General features: G+C 61.8%; 22 protein-coding genes and 1 tRNA gene. 7 read left to right on the forward strand and 16 right to left on the reverse strand.

From position 1 onward, the window contains the following. Position 1 precedes the first annotated feature (1 nt). The 3 genes from K3762_RS08635 to gltX form a co-directional block, all read right to left on the reverse strand. Positions 2-301 carry a hypothetical protein gene (locus K3762_RS08635; RefSeq protein WP_120350941.1) on the reverse strand — a complete coding sequence of 100 codons (300 nt, stop codon included), beginning with the start codon at positions 299-301 and terminating at the stop codon, positions 2-4. 480 nt (positions 302-781) lie between these two features. Beyond that, a complete protein-coding gene (locus K3762_RS08640; RefSeq protein WP_067626303.1) occupies positions 782-2,077 on the reverse strand; it encodes a citrate synthase in 1,296 nt (431 codons plus the stop codon). Between the two features lie 115 nt (positions 2,078-2,192). Further along, complete coding sequence (gene gltX / locus K3762_RS08645; protein WP_132443503.1) at positions 2,193-3,593, reverse strand: glutamate--tRNA ligase; 1,401 nt, start codon at positions 3,591-3,593, stop codon at positions 2,193-2,195. 115 nt (positions 3,594-3,708) lie between these two features. On the opposite strand from gltX, the gene K3762_RS08650 reads away from it, so the two are divergent. Then, positions 3,709-5,736 carry a ComEC/Rec2 family competence protein gene (locus K3762_RS08650; RefSeq protein ID WP_132443502.1) on the forward strand — a complete coding sequence of 676 codons (2,028 nt, stop codon included), beginning with the start codon at positions 3,709-3,711 and terminating at the stop codon, positions 5,734-5,736. Here the strand turns inward: K3762_RS08650 and lexA are convergent. The 7 genes from lexA to K3762_RS08685 all read right to left on the reverse strand — a co-directional run bounded on the left by lexA (position 5,730) and on the right by K3762_RS08685 (position 11,209). After that, the gene (gene lexA, locus K3762_RS08655; RefSeq protein WP_120350944.1) at positions 5,730-6,425 is read right to left on the reverse strand and encodes a transcriptional repressor LexA; all 696 of its coding nucleotides are present in this window, start codon (positions 6,423-6,425) and stop codon (positions 5,730-5,732) included. The two genes, K3762_RS08650 and lexA, sit on opposite strands and share 7 nt — an antisense overlap. A gap of 71 nt (positions 6,426-6,496) precedes the next feature. After that, the gene (glp, locus tag K3762_RS08660; protein WP_132443501.1) at positions 6,497-7,669 is read right to left on the reverse strand and encodes a gephyrin-like molybdotransferase Glp; all 1,173 of its coding nucleotides are present in this window, start codon (positions 7,667-7,669) and stop codon (positions 6,497-6,499) included. Then, entirely contained in the window at positions 7,666-8,139 is a 474-nt protein-coding gene (moaC, locus tag K3762_RS08665) for a cyclic pyranopterin monophosphate synthase MoaC (RefSeq protein ID WP_067941390.1), read from the reverse strand. The genes glp and moaC overlap by 4 nt, the downstream gene beginning before the upstream one ends. Continuing rightward, the gene (gene trpC / locus K3762_RS08670; protein ID WP_120350946.1) at positions 8,139-8,951 is read right to left on the reverse strand and encodes an indole-3-glycerol phosphate synthase TrpC; all 813 of its coding nucleotides are present in this window, start codon (positions 8,949-8,951) and stop codon (positions 8,139-8,141) included. Before trpC ends, moaC begins: the two co-directional genes overlap by 1 nt. Positions 8,952-8,958: 7 nt before the next feature. Continuing rightward, complete coding sequence (locus tag K3762_RS08675; RefSeq protein WP_132443500.1) at positions 8,959-9,618, reverse strand: uracil-DNA glycosylase; 660 nt, start codon at positions 9,616-9,618, stop codon at positions 8,959-8,961. Then, entirely contained in the window at positions 9,615-10,631 is a 1,017-nt protein-coding gene (gene trpD / locus K3762_RS08680; RefSeq protein WP_132443499.1) for an anthranilate phosphoribosyltransferase, read from the reverse strand. The genes K3762_RS08675 and trpD overlap by 4 nt, the downstream gene beginning before the upstream one ends. Beyond that, a complete protein-coding gene (locus K3762_RS08685) occupies positions 10,628-11,209 on the reverse strand; it encodes an aminodeoxychorismate/anthranilate synthase component II (RefSeq protein ID WP_132443498.1) in 582 nt (193 codons plus the stop codon). The genes trpD and K3762_RS08685 overlap by 4 nt, the downstream gene beginning before the upstream one ends. A gap of 166 nt (positions 11,210-11,375) precedes the next feature. On the opposite strand from K3762_RS08685, the gene K3762_RS08690 reads away from it, so the two are divergent. After that, entirely contained in the window at positions 11,376-12,941 is a 1,566-nt protein-coding gene (locus K3762_RS08690) for a divergent polysaccharide deacetylase family protein (RefSeq protein WP_260008932.1), read from the forward strand. Positions 12,942-12,965: 24 nt separating this feature from the next. Here the strand turns inward: K3762_RS08690 and K3762_RS08695 are convergent, their stop codons facing one another. From K3762_RS08695 to fabI, 6 genes are read right to left on the reverse strand one after another with little or no spacing between them, the layout of a single operon-like run. Next, entirely contained in the window at positions 12,966-14,006 is a 1,041-nt protein-coding gene (locus K3762_RS08695) for a succinylglutamate desuccinylase/aspartoacylase family protein (RefSeq protein WP_067935596.1), read from the reverse strand. A gap of 2 nt (positions 14,007-14,008) precedes the next feature. Then, a complete protein-coding gene (gene trpE, locus K3762_RS08700; protein WP_260008934.1) occupies positions 14,009-15,520 on the reverse strand; it encodes an anthranilate synthase component I in 1,512 nt (503 codons plus the stop codon). A gap of 12 nt (positions 15,521-15,532) precedes the next feature. Next, complete coding sequence (locus tag K3762_RS08705) at positions 15,533-17,377, reverse strand: peptidyl-prolyl cis-trans isomerase (protein ID WP_260008936.1); 1,845 nt, start codon at positions 17,375-17,377, stop codon at positions 15,533-15,535. A gap of 30 nt (positions 17,378-17,407) precedes the next feature. Next, entirely contained in the window at positions 17,408-18,589 is a 1,182-nt protein-coding gene (locus K3762_RS08710) for an aminotransferase (RefSeq protein WP_132443494.1), read from the reverse strand. 48 nt (positions 18,590-18,637) lie between these two features. Further along, positions 18,638-19,171 carry a xanthine phosphoribosyltransferase gene (gpt, locus tag K3762_RS08715; protein ID WP_067629419.1) on the reverse strand — a complete coding sequence of 178 codons (534 nt, stop codon included), beginning with the start codon at positions 19,169-19,171 and terminating at the stop codon, positions 18,638-18,640. A 54-nt stretch (positions 19,172-19,225) separates the two neighbouring features. After that, a complete protein-coding gene (gene fabI / locus K3762_RS08720) occupies positions 19,226-20,032 on the reverse strand; it encodes an enoyl-ACP reductase FabI (RefSeq protein WP_132443493.1) in 807 nt (268 codons plus the stop codon). Positions 20,033-20,270: 238 nt separating this feature from the next. On the opposite strand from fabI, the gene pdxH reads away from it, so the two are divergent. From pdxH to K3762_RS08745, 5 genes are all read left to right on the forward strand, one after another. Further along, on the forward strand, positions 20,271-20,876 hold the full coding sequence (pdxH, locus tag K3762_RS08725; protein WP_120350954.1) for a pyridoxamine 5'-phosphate oxidase: 606 nt from the start codon (positions 20,271-20,273) through the stop codon (positions 20,874-20,876). 20 nt (positions 20,877-20,896) lie between these two features. Then, on the forward strand, positions 20,897-21,445 hold the full coding sequence (locus tag K3762_RS08730; RefSeq protein WP_206054259.1) for a cold shock domain-containing protein: 549 nt from the start codon (positions 20,897-20,899) through the stop codon (positions 21,443-21,445). Then, positions 21,421-21,927, forward strand: coding sequence for a DUF192 domain-containing protein (locus K3762_RS08735; RefSeq protein WP_132443492.1), 507 nt, complete (start codon positions 21,421-21,423; stop codon positions 21,925-21,927). The genes K3762_RS08730 and K3762_RS08735 overlap by 25 nt, the downstream gene beginning before the upstream one ends. A gap of 77 nt (positions 21,928-22,004) precedes the next feature. Further along, positions 22,005-22,081, forward strand: a tRNA-Pro gene (locus tag K3762_RS08740). Between the two features lie 696 nt (positions 22,082-22,777). Next, a complete protein-coding gene (locus tag K3762_RS08745) occupies positions 22,778-26,434 on the forward strand; it encodes a vitamin B12-dependent ribonucleotide reductase (protein ID WP_260008941.1) in 3,657 nt (1,218 codons plus the stop codon). Positions 26,435-26,971 lie beyond the last annotated feature (537 nt).

Here is a 26,971-nt window from a genome sequence, read left to right on the forward strand (position 1 = left end):
GCTAGCAGCTTCGCTCGACCAAAAGCACATCGCTTGCCGAAGGTGCCGGGCCATTGGCCCGCGCCACCACCGCCACCGCGACGCCATCCGCCAAAACCGTATGTACGGAGTTCGACACCTGCGCGATGGTGATCCGTGGCGGGGTCTGGCCCTTGTCATAGACGACCGCGATCTGATCGCAATCATGCAGCGTGTCGGGCACCAGTGCACCCTGAGGGCCGGGGATTTCACTGGCCTTGGCGGGCGTCAGACCGGTTGCGCAGTCCCAGCGAAGCCCTTTGGTCCGTTCTGATCCGGTCATCGTGCTTTCCTTCGTCGCGGGCGGGCTGCTAAGCTGCCAAATGTCATCTACCTTTGGGGCGGACTCCAGCCGGACCGCGAGAGGGGAAATCCCTCAATGCAGTGCCGCGATGATGCCTTTCCCACCCCGAAAAGGCCTCTTGATGTGAGGGTATCGCCCCGGGGGGATTCCCGTCAAGCGGGACTGGGCCATTGTCACGCAAGGCGAAACAGTGCCGTAATTTGGCCGTAATTTGCGCCTCGGTGTTTCGCAACTGGCAAAACGCTTGGAAACATTCACTGTTTTTCGGACCCATTGCATACGTCGCGAGAAGTGGCGTTGATTTACGCGATTCGGAGCCGGGGTATTCGCACGCCGCTTCGCATCTCAATTGTTGCCCTTGGGTCAACAACGTCCAACGCGGGTACCGATTGCAGGGCCGGGGCAAAATGCGAAACGCCCCGGAAATCCGGGGCGTTTGCGATGTTACTGTCGGTTGGTTCAGCGGTTCTCAATATCGACGTAGTCGCGCTTGTCTTCACCAAGGTAAAGCTGACGCGGACGACCGATTTTAAGCTGCGGATCGCTGATCTGCTCTTTCCACTGTGAGATCCAGCCCACGGTCCGCGCCAGCGCGAAGATCGGAGTGAACATCGATGTGGGGAAGCCCATCGCTTCGAGGATGATGCCGGAATAGAAATCCACGTTGGGGAACAGTTTCTTCTCCGCGAAATACGGATCTTCCAATGCCGCTTTTTCAAGTTCCTTGGCGACCTGAAGGATCGGGTTGTTTTCAACACCCATCAGCTCCAGAACCTCGTCGGCGCTTTCCTTCATCACGGTCGCGCGCGGGTCGTGGTTTTTGTAAACGCGGTGGCCAAAGCCCATCAGGCGGAAGGGATCGTTCTTGTCCTTGGCGCGGGCGATGAACTCAGGAATGCGATCGGGCGTGCCGATTTCCTTGAGCATTTCCAAGCAGGCTTGGTTCGCACCACCATGTGCCGGACCCCAAAGGCAGGCGATGCCGGCGGCGATACAAGCGAAGGGGTTCGCGCCGGAAGAAGACGCCAGACGCACGGTTGAGGTCGAGGCGTTCTGCTCATGGTCCGCGTGGAGGGTAAAGATCCGGTCCATCGCGCGGCTCAGGATCGGGTTTACCTCATGGTCTTCGGCCGGAACGGCAAAGCACATGCGCAGGAAGTTCGAGGCATAGTCCAGATCGTTGCGCGGATAGACGAAGGGTTGGCCGATGGTGTATTTATAGGCCATCGCCGCGATGGTCGGCATCTTGGCAATCAGACGGATCGTCGCGACTTCGCGCTGATGCTCGTCGTTGATGTCGGTGCTGTCGTGATAGAAGGCCGACATCGCGCCGACCACGCCCACCATGATTGCCATCGGATGCGCGTCGCGACGGAACCCACGGAAGAAGTTCATCATCTGCTCGTGCAGCATGGTGTGGTTGGTCACCAGACATTCGAAATCTTCAAGCGCCTTGGGGGAGGGCAGTTCACCGTAAAGCAACAGGTAGCAAACTTCGAGGTAATGCGATTTGCTCGCCAATTGCTCGATCGGGTAGCCACGGTGCAGCAACACGCCCTCGTCACCATCAATAAAGGTGATCGTGCTGTCGCAGGCTGCCGTCGAGGTGAAACCCGGGTCGTAGGTAAAGACACCCGCCTGAGCGTAAAGCTTGCGGATGTCGACAACATCGGGGCCGTCGGTGGGGCTGTGAATCGGCAGCTCAAAGCTCTGATCGTCGATCGTCAGCGTTGCGGTTTTATTGTTATTGGTCATGAAATCCCTTCCCGAATGTAGGCTGCGGAGATGCTCCCCGCCGTCTGGGCCTAGCCCCAAATGGGGCTGTCCCGTTCAGTTATACCTGCCGCCCAAAGAAGTGGTGAACCAAAACTTAGGCCGCGGCGTCCGTCAGTCGGGCAAGGGTCTCATCGCGCCCCAGCACCAACATCATGTCAAAAACCGATGGGGTGACTGCCCTGCCAGCCAAAGCCGCCCGAAGCGGCCCCGCCAGCTTGCCAAATTTGGTGTCATGCGCGGCAGCAAAGCCGTTCAGTACCTCCTCCAGCGTTTCTTTGTTCCAGCTAGCATTTTGCAATTGCGGCGTCAATTCCGACAGTATGCCACGGGATACCGTATCGAGGTTCTTTGCCGCTTTCTCATCCGGGGTGATCGGGCGCTCGGCTAAGACAAAGGTCGATTTTTCAAGCAGTTCCGGGAATGTCTTCGCGCGATCTTTGAGGCAATACATCGCGCGCTCCAAACCCTTGGCTTGGGGTGCCGTAAGGGCAGGCTGACCTGCGGCCTCCAGATAGGCTTCGATTTCGCGCCGCAGCGCGGCATCATCGGCCTGCGCGATATGCTGGCCGCAAAGATTTTCGAGCTTTTTCAGGTCGAATTGCGCGGGGCTTTTGCGGATGCCGTCAAGGTCGAACCACTCTTGGGCCTGTGCGTCGGTAAAGAATTCATCATCCCCGTGGCTCCAGCCCAGCCGGGCAAGGTAGTTGCGCATCCCCGCTGCCGGGTAGCCCATTACCTGATATTCCTGCGCCCCCAAGGCCCCGTGACGTTTCGACAGCTTCTTGCCGTCCGCGCCGTGGATCAGCGGGATATGCGCCCAGACCGGCACGTCCCAACCCATCGCCTCATAGATCATCATCTGGCGGGCGGCATTGTTGAGGTGATCGTCGCCGCGCACCACATGGGTCACGCCCATATCGTGATCGTCCACCACCACGGCGAGCATATAAACCGGTGTACCGTCCGAGCGCAGCAGGATCATATCGTCAAGCTGATCGTTGCGGATGGTCACATCCCCCTGAACCTGATCGCGGATCACGGTAGTACCTTCCAGCGGGGCCTTGATGCGGATCACGTAGGGCGCGTCGGGGTGGCTTGCCGGATCGGCGTCGCGCCAGGGCGAGCGGTAGAGCGTGCTGCGTCCCTCGGCGCGTGCGGCCTCGCGGAATGCGGTGATTTCTTCTTGGCTGGCGAAGCATTTATAGGCTTTGCCCGCCGCAAGAAGCTCATGTGCGACTTCGGCATGGCGGGGGGCGTTTTCGAACTGGCTGACGATTTCGCCGTCGTGATCTAGGCCCAGCCAAGACATGCCGGCGAGAATCGCTTTCGTCGCCTCTGGGGTGGACCGCGCGCGGTCGGTGTCTTCAATGCGCAGCAGGAATTTGCCGCCCCGACCACGGGCATAGAGCCAATTAAACAGGGCGGTACGCGCCCCGCCGATGTGCAAGAACCCGGTAGGAGACGGGGCGAAACGGGTCACAACAGGGGCGTTCATGGCGGTGGGCCTTTCGGTCAGAGATATTGTGCTCGGAGCGGCGTTTACCGTTTGGTAACCCTACCGGTCCTAGGATTTGACGTCTGTCTACCCAGTGCGATCCGCGGGGGCAAGCATGGGCCTTTGGAACCAGTTCAGCACCGTGATGCTGCGCCAGCGGGGGCATCTGTTCGGCTGGGTGCCGGTCTGTCTCGCCTTGGGGATCGGATGGTATTTTTCGCTGGCGGCGGAGCCTTCGATACCATTGCTTTGGGCCACCGCACTCGCCGTCGCCGCGTTGGCGGTTGTGGCGCGGGCATTGCCTGAGGTTACCGCACCCTTCGCGGTCGGTTTGGCCCTGGTTCTGCTGGGATTGCTCCTCGCGGCGTTTCGGGCGCATTCGATAAGCGCCCCCGTGCTCGGCTGGCGTTACTACGGCGCTGTCGAAGGGCGCGTCGTGGCGCTTGACCGCAGCCAATCGGATGCGCCGCGTATCACGCTTGATCAGGTCCGGTTGGAGCGGGTGCCGCCCGCGCGTACGCCGAGCCGGGTCCGGGTCTCGCTCCACTCGAAACTCCCCGGCGCGGTTGCGCCCAAGCCGGGCATGCAGGTGATGACCACCGCGCATCTGTCGCCGCCCGCGGGCCCGGTTGAGCCCGGCGGATTTGATTTTCAGCGCCACGCTTGGTTCGCGGGGCTGGGGGCGGTCGGTTATGCCCGGGTGCCGCTATTGGGGATCGCAGAACCAGCCGAAAGGGACCCCGGTCTGGCCCTGTTTCGGCTGCGCATGGCCGCATCGGCACGGGTGCGCGCGCATCTGCCCGGTGACATCGGCGGTTTTGCCGCCGCCATCACCACCGGCGACCGCAGCGCCATTTCGCAAGCCGCGCTACAAAACCTGCGCAGCAGCAATCTGGCGCATCTATTGGCGATCTCGGGGCTGCACATGGGGCTGCTCAGCGCGGTCGTCTTTGGCGCGGCGCGGTTGATCCTTGCTCTGCATCCGGTCTCGGCCACAGGCTGGCCCAGCCGCAGCATCGCGGCGGCAGCTGCGCTTATCGCCGCCACCGGCTATCTCGCGCTCTCGGGCGGAAATGTCGCGACCGAGCGGGCCTATATTATGTGCGCCGTTGCCTTGTGCGCGCTGATGATCGGGCGGCGGGCGATTTCGTTGCGGGCCGTCGCCGCGGCGGGGATCATCGTGCTGATCCTGCGCCCCGAGGCGCTGATGGGGCCGGGCTTCCAGATGTCATTCGCCGCGACCACTGCGCTTGTCGCAGTCTTTGGCTGGATGCGCGACTTCGAAGGTGAGGTCATCCCCAAGCGCCTGCGCCCGGTCGCTGCTGTCGTGATCTCTTCGGCCGTTGCGGGTTTCGCCACCGCGCCAATCTCCGCCGCGCATTTTAACACGGTCGCCCATTACGGGCTGGTCGCAAACCTGCTTTCGGTCCCGTTGATGGGCGTCTTGGTCATTCCCGCCGCCGTGCTGGCCGCCATCCTTGCGCCCGTCGGGGGCGAGGGGCTTCCGCTTTGGGCCATGGGGCTCGGCCTGAGGTGGATACTATCGGTCGCGGATCTGGTGGCGCATCTGCCCGGCGCGCGCAGTTTCGTGCCGGGGCCGGTGGGATGGGTGCTGCCGCTTCTGTCGCTTGGATTTCTATGGCTCATCTTGTGGCAAGGCCGCATGCGCTGGTTGGGCGCGCCCGCGATGCTGCTGTCCTTCGCTGTTTGGCAGGGGGCCACGCGCCCCGATGTGCTTGTCGCTGATACTGGGACGTTGGTGGGTGTAATGACCCCGGCGGGCAGGGCGCTCAGCAAAGAGAGGGGCGCTGGATTTGTTGCCCGCAATTGGTTGGAAAATGACGGCGACGGCGTTGATCAGGCCATGGCCGCTCAAAGGTGGGCCGCGCAAGAGGATAGAATTATCCACCTTTCAGGAAAACGGGCGGTCGCCGCATTTACCGGCTGTCAGCCGGAAGATATCGTGGTGGCATCTGTCGAGATAAAGGCAGCCGAGACTTGGGGCTGCCCGATCTATGATCCTGTTCGCCTACGTGAAACCGGCGCCCTGGCGCTAACCAAATCATCCCACGGTTGGCAGATCACCACGGCGAGGGACCGTGCCGGCCTGCGTTTGTGGAACAGCAGGCCAAAGCGTCAGTAGGTGCGGATCAACCCCACCAGTCGGCCCTGAACCTTAACCTTGTCCGAGGGCAGTACGCGGGTTTCATAGGCCGCGTTCGCCGCTTCCAACGCGACCGAAGACCCCTGCCTACGGAAACGTTTCAGCGTCGCCTCTTGATCCTCGACCAGCGCGACCACGATATCACCGTTGTCGGCCACAGATGTCTCGCGGATCACTACGATGTCGCCATCGTTAATGCCCGCCTCAATCATCGAGTCGCCCCGTACCTCAAGCGCGTAATGCTCGCTTTGACCGGCGATCATTCCACCGGGAACCGTAACGCTGTGCGAGACTTGTGAAATCGCCTCAATCGGAACACCGGCAGCAATCCGGCCCATGACCGGCACATCAAAGGCGTGCTGCGCCGTGACCGATTGTGCTGCGGGCGGCGGCGGGGTGTCGGGGCGATCCCCGTCAATCACGCGCGGGGCAAAACCGGGCGCACCGCCGAGGCTTTCAGGAAGTTTGACCACTTCGATTGCGCGGGCACGATGGGCAAGGCGCCGGATAAATCCGCGTTCTTCTAGTGCCGTGATCAAACGGTGAATGCCAGACTTCGATCGCAGATCGAGTGCCAATTTCATCTCATCAAAACTCGGCGGGACGCCGTCGCGCTGCACGCGCTGGTGAATGAAAGAAAGCAAATCGAGTTGTTTTTTGGTCAGCATTGCACGGCCCCTGAAGCTTTTATTGCTTTTGTTCTACGGATGTTCTTGTTTTGTGTCAACCGCTGCGGGCGTTAAATCAAAATGTACTGCTGTATATCCCCGGCATTCCTTGCTGGATCCGCGGGCGGACGAACCATCAAAGCATCCGCCTGTGCCAAGACGGACAGAAGGGATGAATCCTGACGATCATCCGGATAAAGCGCTCCATCGCGAAGCTGAGCTCGCATATAGTGCGCTCGCGGTCCATTTGGGCCAATGCCGCGCCCGAGGGGCGCATCGCGCAGGGGGGCTTGTACGTCTTGCAACCCCAACATCCGCCGCAGCATCGGCAACACGAAGACCGCCCCGCAAACCATTGCTGAGACTGGGTTTCCCGGCAGCCCGATCATTGCTGAGGCTCCGATTTTGCCTGCCATCAGGGGCTTGCCCGGGCGCATGGCGACTTTGTAAAAAGCCTGCTCCATGCCGAGCTCTGCCGCGACCGGCGCAATTAGGTCGTGATCGCCTACCGAAGCGCCGCCGATCGTGACAATAAGGTCCGCGCCGCGGGCCAAGGCGAAAGCTTGTTTGAGCGAGGCCGCAGTGTCGCGCGCGATGGGCAGCATACGCACCTCGGCGCCTGCATCCTCGAACATCGCGGCAAGGCCGTAGCTGTTGGAGGCGATGATCTGGTCAGGGCCGGGGCTCTCGCCGGGTTGCACTAATTCATCCCCTGTGGCGAGGATCGCGATGACGGGTTTGCGCGTGACGGGCACTTTCGCGACGTTCATCGCGGCGAGCAACGCCACGTCTGCAGGGCGCAGAATGCGCGGGGCGGTGAGCTCTTCGCCTTGGGTAAAATCTCCCCCCGCGGGGCGGATATTGTCTTTGTCATCAATGCGGTGGCCAAGGGTGATAAGGTTGCCGCGCCGGGTGACATCCTCTTGGATCACCACGAAATCGGCCCCATCGGGGATCGGTGCGCCTGTGAAGATGCGGATGGCTTGCCCGGCGCGGAGCGTACCTGCGTAGCCATGGCCCGCCGCAGCCTCGCCGACCACCTTGAACATCGCGTCCGGCTCGACCTCAGCCCGGCGCAGTGCGTAGCCGTCCATAGAGGACGCGGCAAAGGGCGGTTGGCTGCGCTGCGCCATCACGGGTTGTGACAAGACGCGGCCATTTGCGGCCCGCAGAGCGATTTCTTCGGGTTTTAGCGGGGTGACGAGGTCTAAAACACCCGCCATTGCCGCTTCAACGCTGATCATGTCGCCTCATAACGGCCTGATTTGCCACCGTCTTTCAATGTGACCCGCGTGCCGCCAATTTCCATCGCCTTATCTACCGCTTTCGCCATGTCATAGACCGTGAGCGCGGTGACAGAGGCGGCAGTGAGGGCTTCCATCTCTACGCCCGTTTGACCGGTGGTCTTGACGGTGGCCGAGATCCGGATGCCCGGGAGGGTGGCGTCGGGCGTTAGATCAACGCTGACTTTCGTGATCGGCAATGGGTGACAAAGCGGGATCAGATCCGCCGTACGCTTGGCCGCCATGATCCCGGCAAGCCTTGCGACGCCTAGAACGTCACCTTTCTTGGCCCGCCCTTCGGTAATAATTTCAAGCGTTTCGGGTGCCATCTTGATGTAGCTTTCGGCTCTGGCCACGCGAGAGGTGACGGCCTTGTCCGAGACATCGACCATATGCGCGTCACCCTCGGCGTCGAAATGCGTTAGCGCCATTACATGCCTCCCGGGATGAGGGGGCTGGCCAGTAGATCGCGGGTGGCCTGTTCAACATCTTCTTGCCGCATGAGGCTTTCGCCGATCAAGAAACAGCGCGCGCCATAAACCGCCATATCGGCGAGGTCCGCAGGGGTGTAGAGGCCGGATTCACAGACCAGCATCCGATCGGGCGGCACCGCTTCCGAGAGTTGACGTGTCACATCAAGAGAGGTCTCGAAGGTATTGAGATTGCGGTTATTGATCCCAATCATCCGGCTCGTAAGCTTTTCGGCACGGGCCAGTTCTGCGGCGTCATGCACTTCGATCAGCGCATCCATGCCCCAGTCCTGCGCGGCTTGCTCCAACTCGGCGGCCTGCGCATCAGAAACAGAGGCCATGATGATCAGAATGCAATCCGCACCAAGGCTTCGCGCTTCGGCGACTTGATAGGGGTCGTAAAGGAAATCCTTGCGCAGCACCGGAAGATCGCAGGCCGCGCGAGCCTCGACCAAGAACTCTTTCGCGCCTTGAAAACTGGGCGTATCGGTCAAAACCGATAGGCAGGTGGCGCCGCCTGCCGCATAGGCGCGGGCAAGGTCGGCGGGTTCGAAATCTTCCCGGATCAGCCCTTTCGACGGGCTGGCTTTCTTGATCTCGGCAATCAGGCCATAGCCCTCGCGGGAGGCTTCGTGCAGGCGCTGCGCAAAGGGGCGCACGGGCGGTGCTGCACGGGCGGCGGCCTCCATGTCAGCCTGCGACTTTTCGGCCTTGGCAGCGGCGATTTCTTCCAGCTTATAGGCTTTGATTTTTTCCAGAATAGTGGCGGTCATGGCATCCTCACGGCTTTGTCCAATGTATGCCGGGCTTGCCTTGGCCCTGCAACCAGTCATTCACCCGGCTGAAGGGGCGCGATCCAAAGAAGCCGCGCCGGGCGGAAAGCGGCGATGGGTGCGGTGTCTCGATCTTGAGGTTTTGCACCGGGTCAACTTGCGCCGCGGCCTTCTGCGCATGTGCGCCCCAAAGCAGATAGGCGCGGGGGCGATCTGAGAGGCGGGCCAGCACCTGAGCGGTCAGCGTTTGCCAGCCAAGTTTCGCATGTCCATTCGCACAGCCTGCCGGAACGGTTAGGACGTTGTTCAACAACAGGACACCTTGATCGGCCCAGAACCGCAGATCTGGATCTTCAGGCGGTGCGCCAAGATCGCCGTGTAACTCTTTGAAGATATTGGCCAGAGATCGTGGTATCGGGCGCACGTGAGGCTCGGCTGAGAAGGCATAGCCGTGCGCATGGCCGGGTGTGGGATAGGGGTCTTGGCCGAGGATCACCACCTCTACCGCTGCGGGCTGAAGGTGTTCAAGTGCTGCGAATATCTTGGGAGCGGGCGGCAAAATCTCACGCGGCTCGGCAGCTAGCCGTTGGGCGATGCGCGGCCAGTCCGCAGCGAAAAAGGGTAGTTCGGCCCAATCGCCAAGCGCGCTGAGGCTTGGCGGTGTCATTTCGACTGGCTGATCTGCGCCACTTTTTCGATCCGGTCACGCGCTGCGCCGCTGTCGATGCTTTCACGGGCCATTTCAACGCCGGTTTTCAAATCGGGGGCCACATCCGCTACGACCAAGGCGGAGGCCGCGTTGAGCAACACAGCGTCGCGGTAACCTGATGGAGCGCCGTCTAACAAAGCTTTGAAATGTTTGGTGTTCTCGGCAGGTTCACCCCCGGCGATGGCCTCAAACGGATGGACCGGCAGGCCCGCGTCTTCGGGGTGCAATTCGCGCAAGTTAACCACGCCGTCTTCCAGTGCGGCGACCCAGCTTACACCGGTGATGGTCAGCTCATCCGTGCCGTCGGACCCGTGCACGAGCCACGCTTTTTCAGAGCCGAGTTGTTTTAGCGTCAGCGCCATCGGTTCAATCAGATCGCGGCTGTAGGCACCGGTAAGCTGGCGTTTGACGCCTGCGGGATTGGTGAGCGGGCCGAGGATGTTAAAGATCGTGCGGGTGCCAAGCTCGGACCTTGTGGGCATAACATGGGCGACGGCGGGGTGATGCATGGGGGCCATCATGAAACCGATGCCCGCCTCGGCCAATTCACGCTCGACCACCGCAGGGCCGACCATGACGTTAATGCCAAGCTGCGACAGCGCGTCGGAAGCGCCGGATTTCGAGCTAAGGTTGCGGTTGCCATGTTTTGCTACGACCGCGCCTGCGCCTGCGGCCACAAACGCGGCGGCGGTCGAGATGTTCAGCGTCCCCTTGCCATCGCCGCCCGTGCCGACGATGTCGATTGCCCCTTCGGGCGCGCGCACGGCGTTGCATTTGCTGCGCATGACCTTTGCGGCGGCGGCATATTCGGTGACCGTTTCGCCGCGCGTGCGCAGGGCCATGAGAAAGCCACCGATCTGGCTTGGCGTGGCTTCGCCTTCGAAGAGGATTTCAAAGGCCTCCACGGCCTGTTCCGAGGTGAGCGGCCCGTTGGCAGCGGCGTCAAGCAAGGGTTTCAACGCGCTACTCATGCCGGGACCTTCATCTCATTCAGGAAGTTTTGCAGCAGGGCGTGACCATGCTCGGACCGGATCGATTCTGGATGGAATTGCACGCCGTGCAACGGCAGGTCGCGGTGTTGCAGGCCCATGATCGTGCCGTCTTCGAGTGCTGCGGTGATCTCAAGACACTCCGGCAGGCTTGCGCGTTCCACCACCAGCGAGTGATAGCGCGTGGCCCCAAAGGGCGAGGGCAGCCCGGCAAAGACACCGCGCCCCTCATGTTGCATCTGGCCCAGCTTGCCGTGCACGATGTCATCCGCACGCACGACCTTGCCGCCAAAGGCTTGGCCAAGGGTCTGATGGCCAAGGCAGACGCCCAAGAGCGGCACCCGCGCTTCGGCAGCGGCATGGGTTAGCTCTAGGCATATCCCCGCTTGGTCAGGGTCACAGGGGCCGGGGGACAGCAAGATACCGGCGGGGTTCATGGCCATCGCTTCGTCCACGCTGAGCGCGTCGTTGCGGTGCACCTGCACATCCGCCCCGAGGCTGCCCAGATAGTGGACCAAGTTATAGGTAAAGCTGTCGTAGTTATCGATGAGCAGCAGCACAGGCAGGCATTTCTTTGTATTAGGACTGGAGAAACCGCGCCGGAGCGCGGTATAGGTTTTGGCATACATGTTCAGGCTTGAACCCCATCGTCAAGAGTTTGGGGCAAGCCAATTGAGGGGAACGCCGGGCTTTCTGGCCATGGCGCAGACAGCAGGAGTAGCGCAGATGGCACGCGGAGTTCTGAGCGGGCTGATTTGGGGGGGTGTGACGTGCATCGGTGTGGCCGGTGCAGTGTCTTTGATGATGCCCTTGCCCTTGCCGCCGCAGGTGGGTGATGCGCCCGGCTCTGGTCCCGCCCCGGCGCGGATCAATGTGACCGATGCAGGTGAGCAGGGGCGCAGCCGCGATTCTGCGCCTGTGTTGAATGCTCCCGCGCCGCGTGCCGATGTGCCTGAGCAAGACAGCCTAGCCGCGCTTGACCCCGACACGCAGACGTCGGCCAGCCTGCCAGAGACCGGCAGCGCAGAGGGGCTCAGCACCCCCGCGGCACCAGAGGGGCAAACCCCGATGTCTCCGGGCGCGGAAGAACCGGTGTTGCCCAATCCGCAGGCCGTGGCCCCCGATGCACCGCAGGCCGCCGACGAGCTTTCGATCAGCACCGAACCCGCGCAGCCGCCTGCGCCGGATGTGGCAGATATCGAAGGGGCGTTTGACGCGCCGCAAGGCATGGAAGCGCCGGAGGTCGAGGAGGACGAGGCGATCACCCTGCCAGCGGAAGAGATTGCCGTTGAAGAGGATGCGGTGCCGGAACCGGCACCGGAGAGCGATATCGTCGAAACTCCGCCTGTCGTTGATGCCGAGGAAGATGCGCCTACACCCGAGGCTGCTCCTCAATCCACCGCAGCAGACGCCCCCGCGCCGGTGGAAGAGCCGCAATCTGCGGAAGCGACGCCTGAACCCGCCGATACGGAGAGCGATGGCCGACCGATCATCGGCACACCCGCAGTCACTTTGTCAGACCGTGATACGGGGGTGGTGATCAACCGCCCCGGTGCGACACCCGCGGCAGAGCCCGCCGAGGCTGACGAGATTGTGAACGACGATCCGCGCCCCGTGGTGGTCAACAGCCTTGCCGGAGACCTGCCCGAGGGCAAACCGCTTATGAGCGTGGTGTTGATCGACGATGGCACGTCGGTCACCGCGGGCAGCGCCGGGCTGGCCGCGCTGCGCAGTTTTCCCTATCCGCTGAGCTTTGCGGTCGACAGCGGCCTCTCGGACGCGGCGGAACGGGTGGAAACCTATCGCGAGGCCGGGTTTGAGGTCTTGGCGCTGGTCGATCTGCCGCAGGGCGCACAGCCAAGCGACGCCGAGACCGCCTTTGCCGCCACGCTCGACCGGATCGGGCCCGTGGTCGGTGTGCTGGAAGGGACCCAGAGCGGCTTTCAAGGCAGCCGGGCGCTGGCCGATCAAGTGACGGATATCCTTGCGCAGTCCGGCCACGGGCTGGTGACGCAGGACAAAGGGCTCAACACCATGCCGAAACTGGCGCGGAAGGCCGGGGTGCCTGCGGATCCGGTGTTTCGCGATTTCGACAGCAAGGACCAGACCGCACGGGTGATCCGCCGCTTCCTCGATCAAGCGGCGTTCAAGGCCGGGCAAGAGGGGGCGGTGATCATGCTGGGCCGTCTGCGGCCCGATACCGTCTCGGCGCTGCTGCTTTGGGGCCTGCAGGACCGGGCCAGCGATGTGGCCTTGGTCCCGATCTCGGCAGTCTTGCTGCGCGAGGAGTGACCCCGCGCAGGGTATGGCCCTGAATTAGATGATCTCGTCTTCGTCGAAAAGCGGGTCTTCTTCCAACTGATTGACCAGTTCATCCACCGTCGCCTCTGCCGCGCGGGGGCTGAGCTTGGCGAGGTGAAAGACCGCGTCGCCTTCGTTGACGATCGGCAGAATGGCACGCCCAATAAGAATGCCCGGCGCATCGGCCAGCAGTTCGGCCTCTTCTTTGCCAAAGGGGTCCGACACGATGGCAAGCAGATCGCCTTCGGCCACCGTCTCACCTTCGGCACGGAAGGTGCGCAGCAGGCCGCCCGCAGGGGCACGAAGCCAATGCGAGGCGGTGCAGATATAGGGCGCGCTGCGGGCGCTGGCGATGCCCTTGGCGGGCAGCATGTCTTGTCCGCGCATGACCCGCAGGATGCCTGCGAGCCCGGCACGCACGGCCATCTCGTCAAAGCGCAGCCCTTCGCCCGCTTCATAAAGCAGAATCGGCGTGCCTTCGCGCGCCGCAACCGCGCGCAACGACCCATCGCGCAGCGGCGAGGTCAGCACCACCGGGGCGCCGAAATCCATCGCCATCTTATGCGTCACCTTGTCCGCGGGCGAAACACGCACCTGCGGCAGGTTCGTGCGGTGGATCGCCGCCGAATGCAGATCGACACCAAAGTCGCAGCGCAGCACCACCTCTTGCAGGAAAATATGCGCCAGCCGCGCGCCAAGGCTGCCCGAAGGCGAGCCGGGGAAACAGCGGTTCAGATCGCGCCGGTCCGGCAGATAGCGTGAGCGGTTGAGAAACCCAAAGGAGTTCACCACTGGCACCACGATCAGCGTACCCCGTAGGGCGGAGAGCTGCGGCGCGCGCAGCAGTCGGCGCGTGATCTCAACGCCGATGACCTCATCCCCATGCACGGCAGCCGAGACGAACATCGTCGGCCCCGGGCGTTTGCCGTGATAGATCTCAAGCGACAGATGCACCGGCGTGTGATCCGGCAGGATCGAAACGGGCAGGTCAACCGCAAGGCTGCTGCCGGGGGCAACGGAATGCCCCGCAATCTGAAAGGGGGCCCGGTTTGGCATGGTCAGCTGTTTCCTTTACCGCCAAAGCGCGCCGCATCGGCTGCGGCACGGCGGATCGCGCCGGATTTATGCACCGTCTCCATGAACTCGGCCTCTGGATCGCTGTCATAGACAACGCCGCCACCGGCTTGGATGTAGAGCGTTTCGTCTTTCACCACTGCCGTGCGCAGGGCGATGCACATATCCATGTCGCCGCCCGCGCTGAAATAGCCCACGCCGCCGCCGTAAACGCCACGCTTTTCGGGTTCCAACTCGTCGATGATCTCCATCGCGCGGACCTTGGGCGCGCCCGAGACGGTGCCTGCGGGCATCCCGGCAAAGAAGGCATCAAGCGCATCTTTGCCCTCCTTCAACTCTCCGACCACGTTGGAGACGATGTGCATGACATGGCTGTAGCGTTCGACGATGAACTCTTCGGTGGGGCGCACGGTGCCGATCTTGGCGACCCGGCCCACATCGTTGCGGCCCAGATCAAGCAGCATCAGGTGTTCGGCCAGTTCTTTTGGATCGCTTAGCAGATCGGCCTCTAGCGCGCGGTCTTCCTCCGGCGTGGCACCGCGTTTGCGGGTGCCGGCGATGGGGCGAATGGTGACTTCGTTGCCAAAGACCCGCACGAGGATCTCTGGGCTTGCGCCGACCACATGGAAGCCGCCGAAGTTGAAATAGAACATGAAGGGCGAGGGGTTGGTGCGCCGCAGGCTGCGGTAAAGTGCGAAGGGGGCTTGGGTAAACCCTTGAGCCCAACGCTGGCTTGGCACCACCTGAAAGATATCGCCCGCCTTGATGTAATCGCGCGCCTTTTCGACGGCGGCCTTGTACCCGTCGTGGGTGAAATTGCTCACGGACTCCGGCGCGTCTTCGGCCTCTCCCAAATCGCGGGAGGTCTGCGGCATGGCGCGTTCCAGATCACGCACCGCGTCCATCACCCGCTCGGCGGCTTGGGCATAGGCGGCGCGCGCCGTCTGGCCCTCGGACACCCAAGCGGGGGAGACGATGGTGACTTCGCCCTTCACCCCATCCAGCACGGCCACGACCGAGGGGCGCATCATCACCGCATCAGGCAGGCCCAGAGGGTCGGGGTTCACATTGGGCAGATGTTCGACCAGCCGGATCATATCATAGCCGAGATAGCCAAAGAGACCGGCGGCGGCTTGGGGCAGATCATCGGGCAGGGTGATGCGCGATTCCGCGATGACATCGCGGAGACGGTCCAGCGGATCGCCGGGCATGTCCTCAAAGGCATCCGCATCATAGCGCGCCGCACGGTTCAGTGCTGCGGTCTCACCCCGGCAACGCCAGATCAGGTCGGGCTTCATGCCGATGATGGAATAGCGTCCGCGCACGTCACCGCCTGTGACAGACTCCAGCACAAAGGCATTCTCCGCCGCGCCCGTCAGTTTGAGCATAAGCGACACCGGCGTGTCGAGGTCGGCGGCAAGGCGGGTGTAGACGATCTGGTTTTCGCCCGCTTCATAGGCGCGGGCGAAAGTGTCGAAATCCGGGGTCAGGGCCATCAAATTTGCCTATCAGGGAAAGTTCACATGCACAGCACTGACCGCGCGCTGGTCGATCTGGGGATCGGCATCGCGCATCACTGCATTGCTGTAGATATCGAAAAGACCTTGGGCCAGCGCCTGATCCAACTGCTGTGACAGACGGGTCATCAGCGCTTGGGTCTGGTCGTCTTCGCCCGCGGGGGTCACGGCATCAAGGCGCAGAACCACGACGCTGTCCCCTGCGGGCAGGACCGCGACGCCACCCTCGTCGAGGTCAAAGACCTGATCCATGAAATCGTCGGGCGTGCCGTCGACATAGGAACTGCGGGTCAGGCCTTCGCCAAGCTGCGGCGTGAGACCGGCGGCCTCAAAACCGTCCGCTTCGGCCAATGTGCCGGTCAGGCTCTCGGCCTTGGCGGTCAGCGCCTCCACGATCTGGGCATTGCGCCACGCGGTCTCAACCGCATCGCGGGCCTGCTCGAAAGGTTCGGGGCGCTCTGGCTTGGTCTCATCAAGGCGCATGGCGAAAACGCCGCCGTCTTCCAACTGGTCGATCTGCGGGAAGGCATCCGCGCTCAGGCTTGCTGCGGCTTCACGGAAGGCGCCATAGGCGGCGATGCCCTCGCTGCTTTCTTGGGTCCAGTCGATGGTGCCGAGGTCCATTTTGGTTTCCTCGACCAGATCTTCAAGCGTGGCCCCTCCGGCGAGGCGGTCGTCGATTTCCTGTGCGCGGGCTTCGACAGCGCGGGTCGCGCGGGAAATGGCGAGGGTTTCTTCCAACACCTCACGGGCCTCTTCGAAAGGTACGTTCTGCGCAGGCAGAACCGCGTTCACGCGGAAGAGGGCCGGCCCAAGCGAAGTGGGTAGAGGGCCAACGATGTCGCCGCTTTGCGCTCCAAACACCGCGTCACCTGCGGCGTCGAGATCGGATTTGGCCACGTCGCCCATATCCACATCCGCCAGAGCCAAGCCGCGCTCTTCGACCAGCGCCTCAAAGGTGGTGCCGTCAACTTCGAGCGCTGCTGCGGCCTGCGTGGCGGCCTCTTCGTTGGCAAAGACCAGACGCTCGACCAAGCGACGCTCGGGCTGGTCGTATTCATCGCTGCGGGCGTCATATTCGGCGCGCAGCTCTTCTTCGGGCACCTCTACCTCGTCCAGCAGGTCTTCGGGGCGGAGCCATGCGTAGGTGATGCCTTTGCTGGCGGGCAGCATGAAGTCATCGGTGTTGGCGTCGTAATAGGCCTGAAGCTCTTCTTCTGTCGGCGCGGCCACGGGCGTGTCGAGGTCATCCGCGCTCAGCCGGGCCCAAGTGAAGCTGCGCTGTTCGGCAACGTAGTCAACCAGCGTGCGGGCGTAGGTGTCAGGCATTGAGACGCCGCCCAGAACCGCACGCTGCAACAGGCCGCGCGCGGCCTCTTCGCGGATCGAACGCTCGAACTCGGCCTCGCTCATGCCGCTTTGCTGAAGGGCGAAACGATAGCCTTCGCGGTCGAAGTTGCCATCGATCCCTTGGAACGCCGAAATGGCCACGATCTCGTCGCGCAGGGTGGCATCGCCGATAGAGAGGCCCATTTCGTCGGCTTCGTGATCCAGCGCGCGGTTGCGGACGATCCGTTGCAGAACGGCGCGGTCCAGACCCATTTCTTGGGCGCGGGCAAAGGACAGGCTCTCGCCGGTTTGTGCTTCAATCGCGCGGATTTCCTGCTGCAATTGGCGGGCGTATTGATCGACCGAGATCGACTTGTCCCCGACACTGCCGATGCTGCGCAGATTGCCGCTGAGGTTGATCGCACCAAAGCCGCCAAGACCCAAGATCAAAAGGGCCATCAAGGCCCAGACGGCGGTTTTCGAAAAGCTGAAGCCTTTTTTGGCCATGACACGGTCCCTCGTTAATTTCGGACCTGTCTATGCGTTGCGTGGCAGGGCTGCAAGCCTGTCGAAAAGCACTTCGAGACCGGCGGTGTCGAGGTTTGCAAAGGCGATGCGCAACTGGCTTTCGCCGCGCGCGTCTCCCTCGGGCTGGAACATCGTGCCGGGCAGGCAAAGCACGCCTGCATCGCGCACCAATTGCGGGGCCAGTTCTGCCGAGGAGAGGTCAAAGGGATGTCGCAAATAGGCGAAATAGCCGCCGAGCCCGAGCAATTCCCACCCCAGCGGTTCGATCTTGGGCATCAGCGCAGCAATCGCGGCGCGGCGCGCAAGGATTTCTTCGCGTTCATCTGCCAGCCACGGGCCAAGGTTCTGCATCCCCCAGAGCGCGCCGTGTTGGCCGATCTGCGCCGGGCAAATGGCCACGGTATCGAGAAACTTCTCAACCTCCGCCAGCCGCGCCGTGCTGGCGATCAGCGCGCCGACGCGGTGGCCGGTCAGGCGGTAGGCTTTGGAAAAGGAATAGAGGTGGATCAGCGTGTCGTGCCAGTCGGGGTCGCGGAACAGCGCATGCGGCGCGCCGGGGCGGCTGTGAAAATCGCGGTAGGTCTCGTCGAGGATCAGCGCGATGCCGTGACGGCGCGCGAGGTCGAAGAATTCCTGCACGAGGGCGGCGGGATACTCCACGCCACCGGGGTTATTGGGGGTGACCAGCGCGATGGCGCGGGTGCGTGGGGTGATGGCGGCTGCGGCCTTGTCGGGGTCGGGCAGCATGTCGGCTTCGACGGGCAGCGGCACGGCGGTGACCCCGCTCATGTCGAGCCACATTTTGTGGTTGAAGTACCAAGGCGTCGGGATGATCACCTCATCGCCTTCACCGCAGAGCGTGGCAATGGCGGCGGCAAAGGCTTGGTTGCACCCGGATGTGATGCAGACCTGTTCGTCGGTCACCACGCCCGCGTATTTCTCTGCCGTCTGCCGCGCCAGTTCGGCGCGCAGTTCCGGCAAGCCCAGCACGGGGCCATAGAGATGCGCCTCATCGTTGTTCAGCGTGACCTCGGCCATCGCCCGGCGCAGCCCCTCGGGGGGCGGATCGACGGGGGCGGCTTGGCTCACGTTGATCAGCGGACGGTCATCGGTGAATGTCACGCCATCCAGCCAGCGCCGCGCCTCCATCACCGGAGGGAAGAAAGTGGTGGCGGTGCGCGAAAGCGGCATAGGTGTATCCGGTCAGGTAAGGGGCAGGGGAAGGTGGCGCAGGGCCCCTCAGTCCTTGCCGCGGTAGGGCTCGACATATTGCAGCGCCATGTCCCACGGGAAGAAGATCCACGTGTCTTGGCTGACGCCGGTGATGAAAGTATCGACCTGCGGCTCGCCCTCGGGCTTGGCATAGACGGTGGCGAAATGGGCGTTGGGGTAAAGTTCGCGCACCAGTTCAATGGTCTTGCCGCTGTCGACCAGATCATCGACGATCAGGATGCCGGTGCCATCGCCCATCATCTCAGCGTCGGGGGATTTCAGGACCTTGGCCTCGCGGCGCTGGTCGGCGGCGCCGCCGCCCGAATGGTAGGACATGACCGAGATCGTATCGACAGTGCGGATATCCAACTCACGCGCGACGATCATCGCGGGGGCCATGCCGCCGCGGGTGATCGCCACCACGGCACGCCACGCGCCATCGTCGGGACCAAGACCATCGAGCCGCCACGCCAGCGCACGGCTGTCGCGGTGGATCTGATCCCAGGAGATGTGAAAGCCCTTTTCATGGGGCAGGCGCGAGGCGTCCTTGGATTTGGTCATGATGGTCCTTTGCAGCAGCTGGCGCGGGCACCCGCGCGAATTAATTTGGGCGGCTTATTCCTTGGACATGTCGGGCGCGTCAACCGCCTTCATGCCGACAACGTGATAGCCCGCGTCGACATGCAGGTTCTCTCCCGTGGTGCCGCTGCCCAGATCCGACAGCAGGAAGAGGGCGGCCTTGCCGACATCTTCGGTGGTGACATTGCGGCGCAGGGGCGAGTTGTATTCGTTCCATTTCATAATGTAGCGGAAATCACCGATGCCGGAGGCCGCCAGCGTCTTGATCGGCCCCGCCGAGATCGCGTTGACGCGAATGCCGTCCTTGCCCAGATCTTCGGCAAGGTATTTAACGCTCGCCTCCAACGCGGCCTTGGCCACACCCATCACATTATAATGCGGCATCACCTTTTCGGCGCCGTAGTAGGTCAGCGTCAGGGCGCTGGCACCGGGCGACATCATCTTTTCCGCGCGCTGCATCACGGCGGTGAAGGAATATACCGAGATATCCATCGACATGGCGAAGTTGCCGCGGCTGGTGTCGACGTAGCGGCCCCGCAGTTCCCCCTTGTCGGAAAAGCCGATGGCGTGAACGATGAAATCAAGCCCGTCCCAGCGTTCTTTCAGCCCATCAAACATCGCGTCGATCGAGGCTTCGTCGCCGACGTCGCAGGGCAGAACGATGTCGCTGCCAAGCTGTTCGGCCAAAGGACCAACGCGCTTCTTGAGCGCATCGCCTTGGTAGGAAAAAGCCAGCTCAGCCCCCGCATCGGCCAGCGATTTGGCCACGCCCCATGCGATGGATTTGTCATTCGCAAGCCCCATGATGAGCCCGCGCTTGCCCCGCATTAATTCGTTTCCCATTCCGCCGCCTTGTCTATGTTCCGTTTAGGTTGTCTTGGTCTAGGCGATTGCAGCGCGGCCATCAAGACTGCACAGGCGGCTTCACCCCCGTGATTTGCCATAAGATCGGCGGCTAACTGACGGAAATCGGGTAAGGTTGTCCTTTGAGTTGCCGATCGTTAACAAATGTCTTAGCGAATAACTCAGATTCCGGCGAAGAACCGGTTACGGGCTCGAACACTCTAGGAGGGGATGCCGAATGGAAACGCGGACTGGTATATTTGCGGGGGACGATCCCTTTGCGATTGCGCAGCGTTGGCTTTCCGAAGCAGACACGAGTGAGCCGAATGACCCCAACGCCATCGCGCTGAGCACGGTAGATTCGCAAGGGCTGCCAAACGCCCGCATGGTGCTGTTGAAAGAGATCGAACCGGACGCCTTTGTCTTTTACACCAATTACGAAAGCCAAAAGGCCCAAGAACTGGATGGCGCGGGCAAGGCGGCCTTTGTCATGCATTGGAAATCGCTGCGCCGTCAGGTGCGGGTGCGTGGGCTGATCAGCCGCGAAGACGGGCCAAAGGCCGATGACTACTACGCATCGCGCTCGCTCAAGAGCCGTTTGGGGGCTTGGGCCTCGCGCCAATCGCAGCCTCTGTCGGGGCGCGGGGCGTTGATGGCCGAAGTCGCCAAAGTGACCGCGCAGCAGGGGGTGAACCCTAAACGTCCGCCGTTCTGGGGCGGCTACCGGATCACCCCGCTGGAAATCGAATTCTGGGCAGATGGCGAATTCCGCCTGCATGACCGTTTTCAATGGCGCCGCGCGGATGCCGCAGCGCCCTGGGCCGTCACACGGCTCAATCCTTGATAGGACGGCACGGATTAGCGATGAAAGATGTGTCTGATACCCAACCGGCAGAAACGCCGGGACTAAGCGATCCCCTTGAGGGCGTGGTCAAATGGTTCGATCCGCTCAAAGGCTTCGGCTTTGTCGTGGCCGATGCGGGCGGGGCCGACATATTACTGCACGTCAATGTTCTGCGCAATTTCGGCCAAAGCTCTGTCGCTGATGGGGCGCGGGTGACGGTGCGGGTGCAGCAGACCGACCGCGGCGCGCAGGCGGTCGAGGTGCTTGCCGTCACGCCCCCCAGCGAGCCGCCCGCCGCCGTGGTCGAATTCGCAGGATTTGATCCCGATCAACTTGCCGCTGCCGAGTTCGAGCCCGCCCGTGTGAAATGGTTCGACAAGGCCAAGGGTTTTGGGTTTGCAAATGTCTTTGGCTGCGCGGAAGATGTGTTTCTGCATATCGATGTACTGCGCCAATCCGGACTTTGTGATTTGCAACCGGGCGAAGCGCTTGCCATGCGGGTGATTGTTGGCGATCGGGGCCATCTGGCGGCGGAGGTAAGTTCATGGGACGCGGTGATAGACGGCTGAAGGTACGACATCTGACAGGGCATATTGCAGGGGCGGCGCTTGCCAGCCTGCTGCTGACCGGTGCGGCGCTGGCCGAGGTCTGTCGCGCCGATAGCGTGAGCCTGCGGGGCGACTGGGGCAAGGCGCGGTTCTCCGTCGAAGTGGCGGATGACACGGCGGAGCGGGCCAAGGGACTGATGCACCGACGCTCTCTGCCGCTGAGTGCGGGGATGCTCTTTATCTATGAGACCCCCCAACCGCTGAGCTTTTGGATGCGCAATACGCTGATCCCGCTCGACCTGTTGTTCATCGACGATAGGGGCGTGGTGCAGAAAATTCACCACTCCGCCATACCACTGGATGAGACACCGATTCCGGGCGGGGATGATCTGCTGTCGGTCTTGGAGATTAATGGCGGTCTGGCGAAACGTCTGGGCATCACGGAAGGCAGCGAAATCCGCCATCCGGCCTTTGCTGGGAACACCCCGGCCTGGCCTTGCTAAAGACTTCGTCGTTTTTCTGAGTTTAAGGTCAATCGGGGCTTTTCAATCGGCGGGCTTATGGCTAAAGAAGCCCCAGTCGGAGCGTGGCGCAGCCTGGTAGCGCACCTGTTTTGGGTACAGGGGGTCGGAGGTTCGAATCCTCTCGCTCCGACCACTTTCTTCCAGCCTTGAGATTATCTCAGTCCTTAGCGATCTAGGGGCTGTATCGGCTGGAATATTTCCATTCTGCACAAGATATAGTGTCTGCCGCCTGTGCTTTGGCAGATTTACGCCAATGCCTGCGAAGACCGTGATGATTCTGTCGCGGTTTTGCATTGAGCTGACGGGCAGGGGCGCTGGACCCCTTCCGCGGCGATATGTGGCCAGCTTCGGCGGGCCTGATGCTCTCTCGGGCGTCTCGGCCTGTGGATGAATTCGACCAATCCCTCAAGCACCGCCCCTAACTCTGCCGGGGCAATGGATTATTTGGAATTCAACGCTGCACCGGGCTTGCGGGTATCTTTGGGGATATCCTGAGGCTGAATCACTTCGCGCGCGGATGGCGCAAATAGGGGCGCATCGGTCAACTGTCTTGCCGGAAATAAAACGTAAAAAAACCGTTGACCGATTAGGTCTATCTACGTCAGTTTGTGGGGGTCAAGTAGAGCGCCACAAGATGTTGTGTGTAACGCAGCCGGCGCTTTGGCAGTGGGGACAGAATACAAGCACCAGTGTTTCAATGGGATTCCAGCCGCCCGCGTCAGCAGGTGGCACGGCGAAGCTCTGCCCAAACTGCCAACAAGCGGGGGGAGACGGTCTGCTTAGAGCGGGTCGGCTTAGGATTTTAAAAGTTTGGAAAAGGGCAGCGACGATGAAGATTGAACGGAATTTCACCAAAGCCGGGCAGGACGCCTATGCGGATTTGGACTTTGTCACCACGGTGTCAGAGATCCGCAACCCTGACGGTTCGGTGGTGTTCAAGCTCGACAACGTCGAAGTCCCGAAATCCTGGAGCCAGGTCGCAAGCGACGTGATCGCGCAGAAGTATTTCCGCAAAGCGGGCGTGCCAAGCGCCACGCGCCGCGTCAAAGAAAAGGGCGTGCCGGAGTTCCTCTGGCGCTCGGTCCCCGCCGAGGGCGCCGAGATGGGGGGAGAGACCTCTTCCAAGCAGGTCTTTGACCGTCTGGCGGGCGCTTGGGCCTATTGGGGCTGGAAGGGCGGTTATTTCTCGACCGAAGAAGACGCCCGCGCCTATTACGACGAAATGCGCCACATGTTGGCCAGCCAGCGCGCGGCCCCCAATAGCCCGCAATGGTTCAACACCGGGTTGCACTGGGCCTACGGCATCGATGGCCCGGCGCAGGGGCATTACTACGTCGACTACAAGACCGGGAAACTGACCCGTTCGAAGTCTTCCTATGAGCACCCGCAGCCCCACGCCTGCTTCATCCAGTCGGTCGCCGACGATCTGGTGGGCGACGGCGGTATCATGGACCTCTGGGTCCGTGAAGCGCGGCTTTTCAAATACGGCTCAGGCACGGGCACCAACTTTTCATCGCTCCGCGGAGAGGGCGAGAAGCTGTCGGGCGGCGGCAAGTCGTCGGGTTTGATGGGGTTCCTCAAGATCGGGGACCGCGCCGCAGGCGCCATCAAATCCGGCGGCACCACCCGTCGCGCGGCGAAGATGGTGATCGTCGACGCCGACCACCCCGATATCGAAGATTTCATCAACTGGAAGGTGCTCGAAGAGCAAAAGGTGGCGAGCATCGTCGCTGGCTCCAAAATGCATGAGCAGAAGCTGAACCTGTTGTTCGACGCGATCAAGGCCTGGGACGGCGCCGAGGCGGATGCCTACGACCCGGCCAAGAACGACCAGCTGAAGGCCGCGATTCGCGAGGCCAAAAAGGTCGCGATCCCCGAGACCTACGTCAAGCGCGTGCTGGATTATGCCAAACAGGGCCATACCGGCATCGAATTCCCGACCTATGACACCGATTGGGACTCTGAGGCGTACAACTCGGTTTCGGGCCAGAACTCCAATAACTCGATCCGGGTCACCAACGCCTTCCTCAAGGCGGTGGAAAAGGACGCCGATTGGGAATTGATCAGCCGCACCGAAAACCGTGTGGTGAAAACCATCCGGGCCCGCGATCTTTGGGATCAGGTCGGCCATGCCGCATGGGCCTGCGCCGATCCGGGGATCCAGTACCACGACACGGTGAACGACTGGCACACTTGCCCCGAAGACGGTGCGATCCGCGGCTCGAACCCCTGTTCGGAATACATGTTCCTTGATGACACGGCCTGCAACTTGGCGTCGATGAACCTGCTGACCTTCCTCAAGGACGGCGTTTTTCAGGTCGAGGATTACATGCATGCCTCGCGTCTGTGGACCGTGACGCTTGAGATCAGCGTGATGATGGCGCAGTTCCCCTCCAAAGAAATCGCGCAGCGGTCTTATGACTTCCGCACGCTGGGGCTTGGCTATGCGAACATCGGCGGGCTGCTGATGAACATGGGCTATTCCTATGACAGTGACGAGGGCCGTGCCCTTGGCGGGGCGTTGACCGCGATCATGACCGGCGTGGCCTATGCAACGTCGGCGGAAATGGCGGGCGAATTGGGGGCCTTTCCGGGCTATGCCAAGAACGCCGAGCATATGCTGCGCGTCATCCGCAACCACCGCACCGCCGCCTATGGCAAGGCGGATGGCTATGAACAGCTTTCGGTCACGCCAGTCCCGCTGGATCATGGCAATTGCCCACAGGCCGGGTTGGTCGACATCGCCAAATCCTGTTGGGACGAGGCGCTGAAACTGGGTGAGGTGCATGGCTACCGCAACGCCCAGACCTCTGTCATCGCGCCCACCGGCACCATCGGGCTGGTGATGGATTGTGACACCACGGGGATCGAGCCGGACTTCGCGCTGGTGAAGTTCAAGAAACTCGCCGGGGGCGGGTACTTTAAGATCATCAACCAATCCGTGCCCGCAGCGCTTGAAAAACTCGGCTACGGGTCGGCCCAGATCGAAGAGATCGTCAGCTACGCCGTGGGCCACGGCACCATCGGCAACGCGCCTGCGATCAACCATACCACGCTGGCGGGCCACGGCTTTGGCGCGAATGAGTTGGCCAAGGTGGATGCCGCGCTGAAGCAGGCATTTGATATCCGTTTCGTGTTTAACCAATGGACGCTGGGCGAGGCGTTCTGCACGCAGGTGCTGGGCATCCCGACCGAAAAGCTGAACGACCCGACCTTCGATCTGCTCCGCTCCCTCGGTTTCAGCAAGGCGGATATCGAAGCGGCCAATGACCACGTCTGCGGCACCATGACGCTGGAAGGCGCGCCGCACCTCAAGGCCGAGCATTACGGCATCTTCGATTGTGCCAACCCCTGCGGCAAGAAGGGCAAACGCTATCTGTCGGTCAACAGCCACATCCATATGATGGCGGCGGCTCAGAGCTTCATCTCGGGGGCGATCTCCAAGACGATCAACATGCCGAATGACGCCACCATCGAGGACTGCCAAAAGGCCTATGAGCTAAGCTGGTCCTTGGGGATCAAAGCCAATGCGCTTTACCGCGACGGTTCAAAGCTGAGCCAGCCGCTGGCGGCCGCGCTGGTCGAAGACGACGATGACGCCGCCGAAACGCTGGAAAGCGGCAACGCGCATGAGAAAGCCGCCGTGTTGGCCGAGAAGATCGTCGAAAAGGTGATCGTCAAAGAGATCATCAAATCGCACCGCGAGAAGATGCCGCAGCGCCGCAAGGGCTATACCCAGAAGGCGAATGTCGGCGGGCATAAGGTCTATCTGCGCACCGGCGAATACGAAGATGGCAAGCTGGGTGAAATCTTCATCGACATGCACAAGGAAGGCGCGGGTTTCCGGGCGATGATGAACAACTTCGCCATCGCGGTTTCCGTGGGCCTGCAATACGGCGTGCCGCTGGAGGAGTTCGTCGACGCCTTCACCTTCACCAAATTCGAGCCCGCGGGCATGGTGCAGGGCAACGACAGCATCAAACAGGCGACCTCGATCCTTGACTATGTGTTCCGCGAACTCGCCGTGTCCTACCTCGACCGGACCGATCTGGCGCATGTGAAGCCTGAAGGCGCGACCTTTGACGATCTGGGTCGAGGTGAGGAAGAGAACCTTGGCAATGTGAGCGAGTTGAGTGAGAACGCGGCGAATAAATCGCTTGAGGTGCTCAAGCAAATCAGCTCGTCCGGGTATCTGCGCAACCGCCTGCCGCAAGATCTTGTGGTGCTGCAAGGCGGGCAAAGCGCGGACACAGATGCGGGCCTGCAGGGCCTCGCGCCACAGATCAGCGGCAGCGGTGACATGGCCTTGGCGGTGAAATCCTCCACTGCTGTCAGTTCCGGCGGGGTCAGCCTTGATGCACGGGCCAAGGCCAAGATGCAGGGCTACGAAGGCGAAGCCTGCGGCGAATGCGGCAACTATACGCTGGTTCGCAACGGCACCTGCATGAAGTGCAACACCTGCGGCGGCACCAGCGGCTGTAGCTAAACGGGGTTGTGGCGCTCATTTGCGAGGGTTTTGAAGCCCGAGGGCGCCTAAGTGCTCGCAATTTAAAAAGTCAAAGCTTCAGGTCCTTTGGGTCTGGAGCTTTATTTATGTCGGGGTGCTGTACCCACTGGTTCAGACGTTTTGCGCTTTCCGATGTCGGAGATACGAAATCACGTAGCGGTCTCACTGATCGCGGTCTGCAGACGCGCTGCGCGACGCCGAAAACACCCTCTGTGAACCAGACTTCCGCTTGTTCTTGAGGGCACCGGTTCGATGCGCCCCCGCCCGAATAGCGAAGACGCAGGCTGCCGCCACGCAAGAGCCCAGCCGCTTTCACCGCCCATCCAGCCTCAGTCGTGAAATCTTTCACTGCCCGCGCCCGGGCGCAAACGCCGCTCCCCAAGTGGTGTAGCTTCACAACACGGCGCTATACTTGACTATTTTAATAAGATTAATATCTTTACTTACTAAAATACTCAGATTAAGCGGTGACCTATTCAAATAGCCAGCCGTTGGAAGCGCGGTCAGCAAGAAAAA

This window comes from Sulfitobacter sp. W074 (assembly GCF_025142275.1).
Taxonomy (GTDB): Bacteria; Pseudomonadota; Alphaproteobacteria; order Rhodobacterales; family Rhodobacteraceae; genus Sulfitobacter; species Sulfitobacter profundi.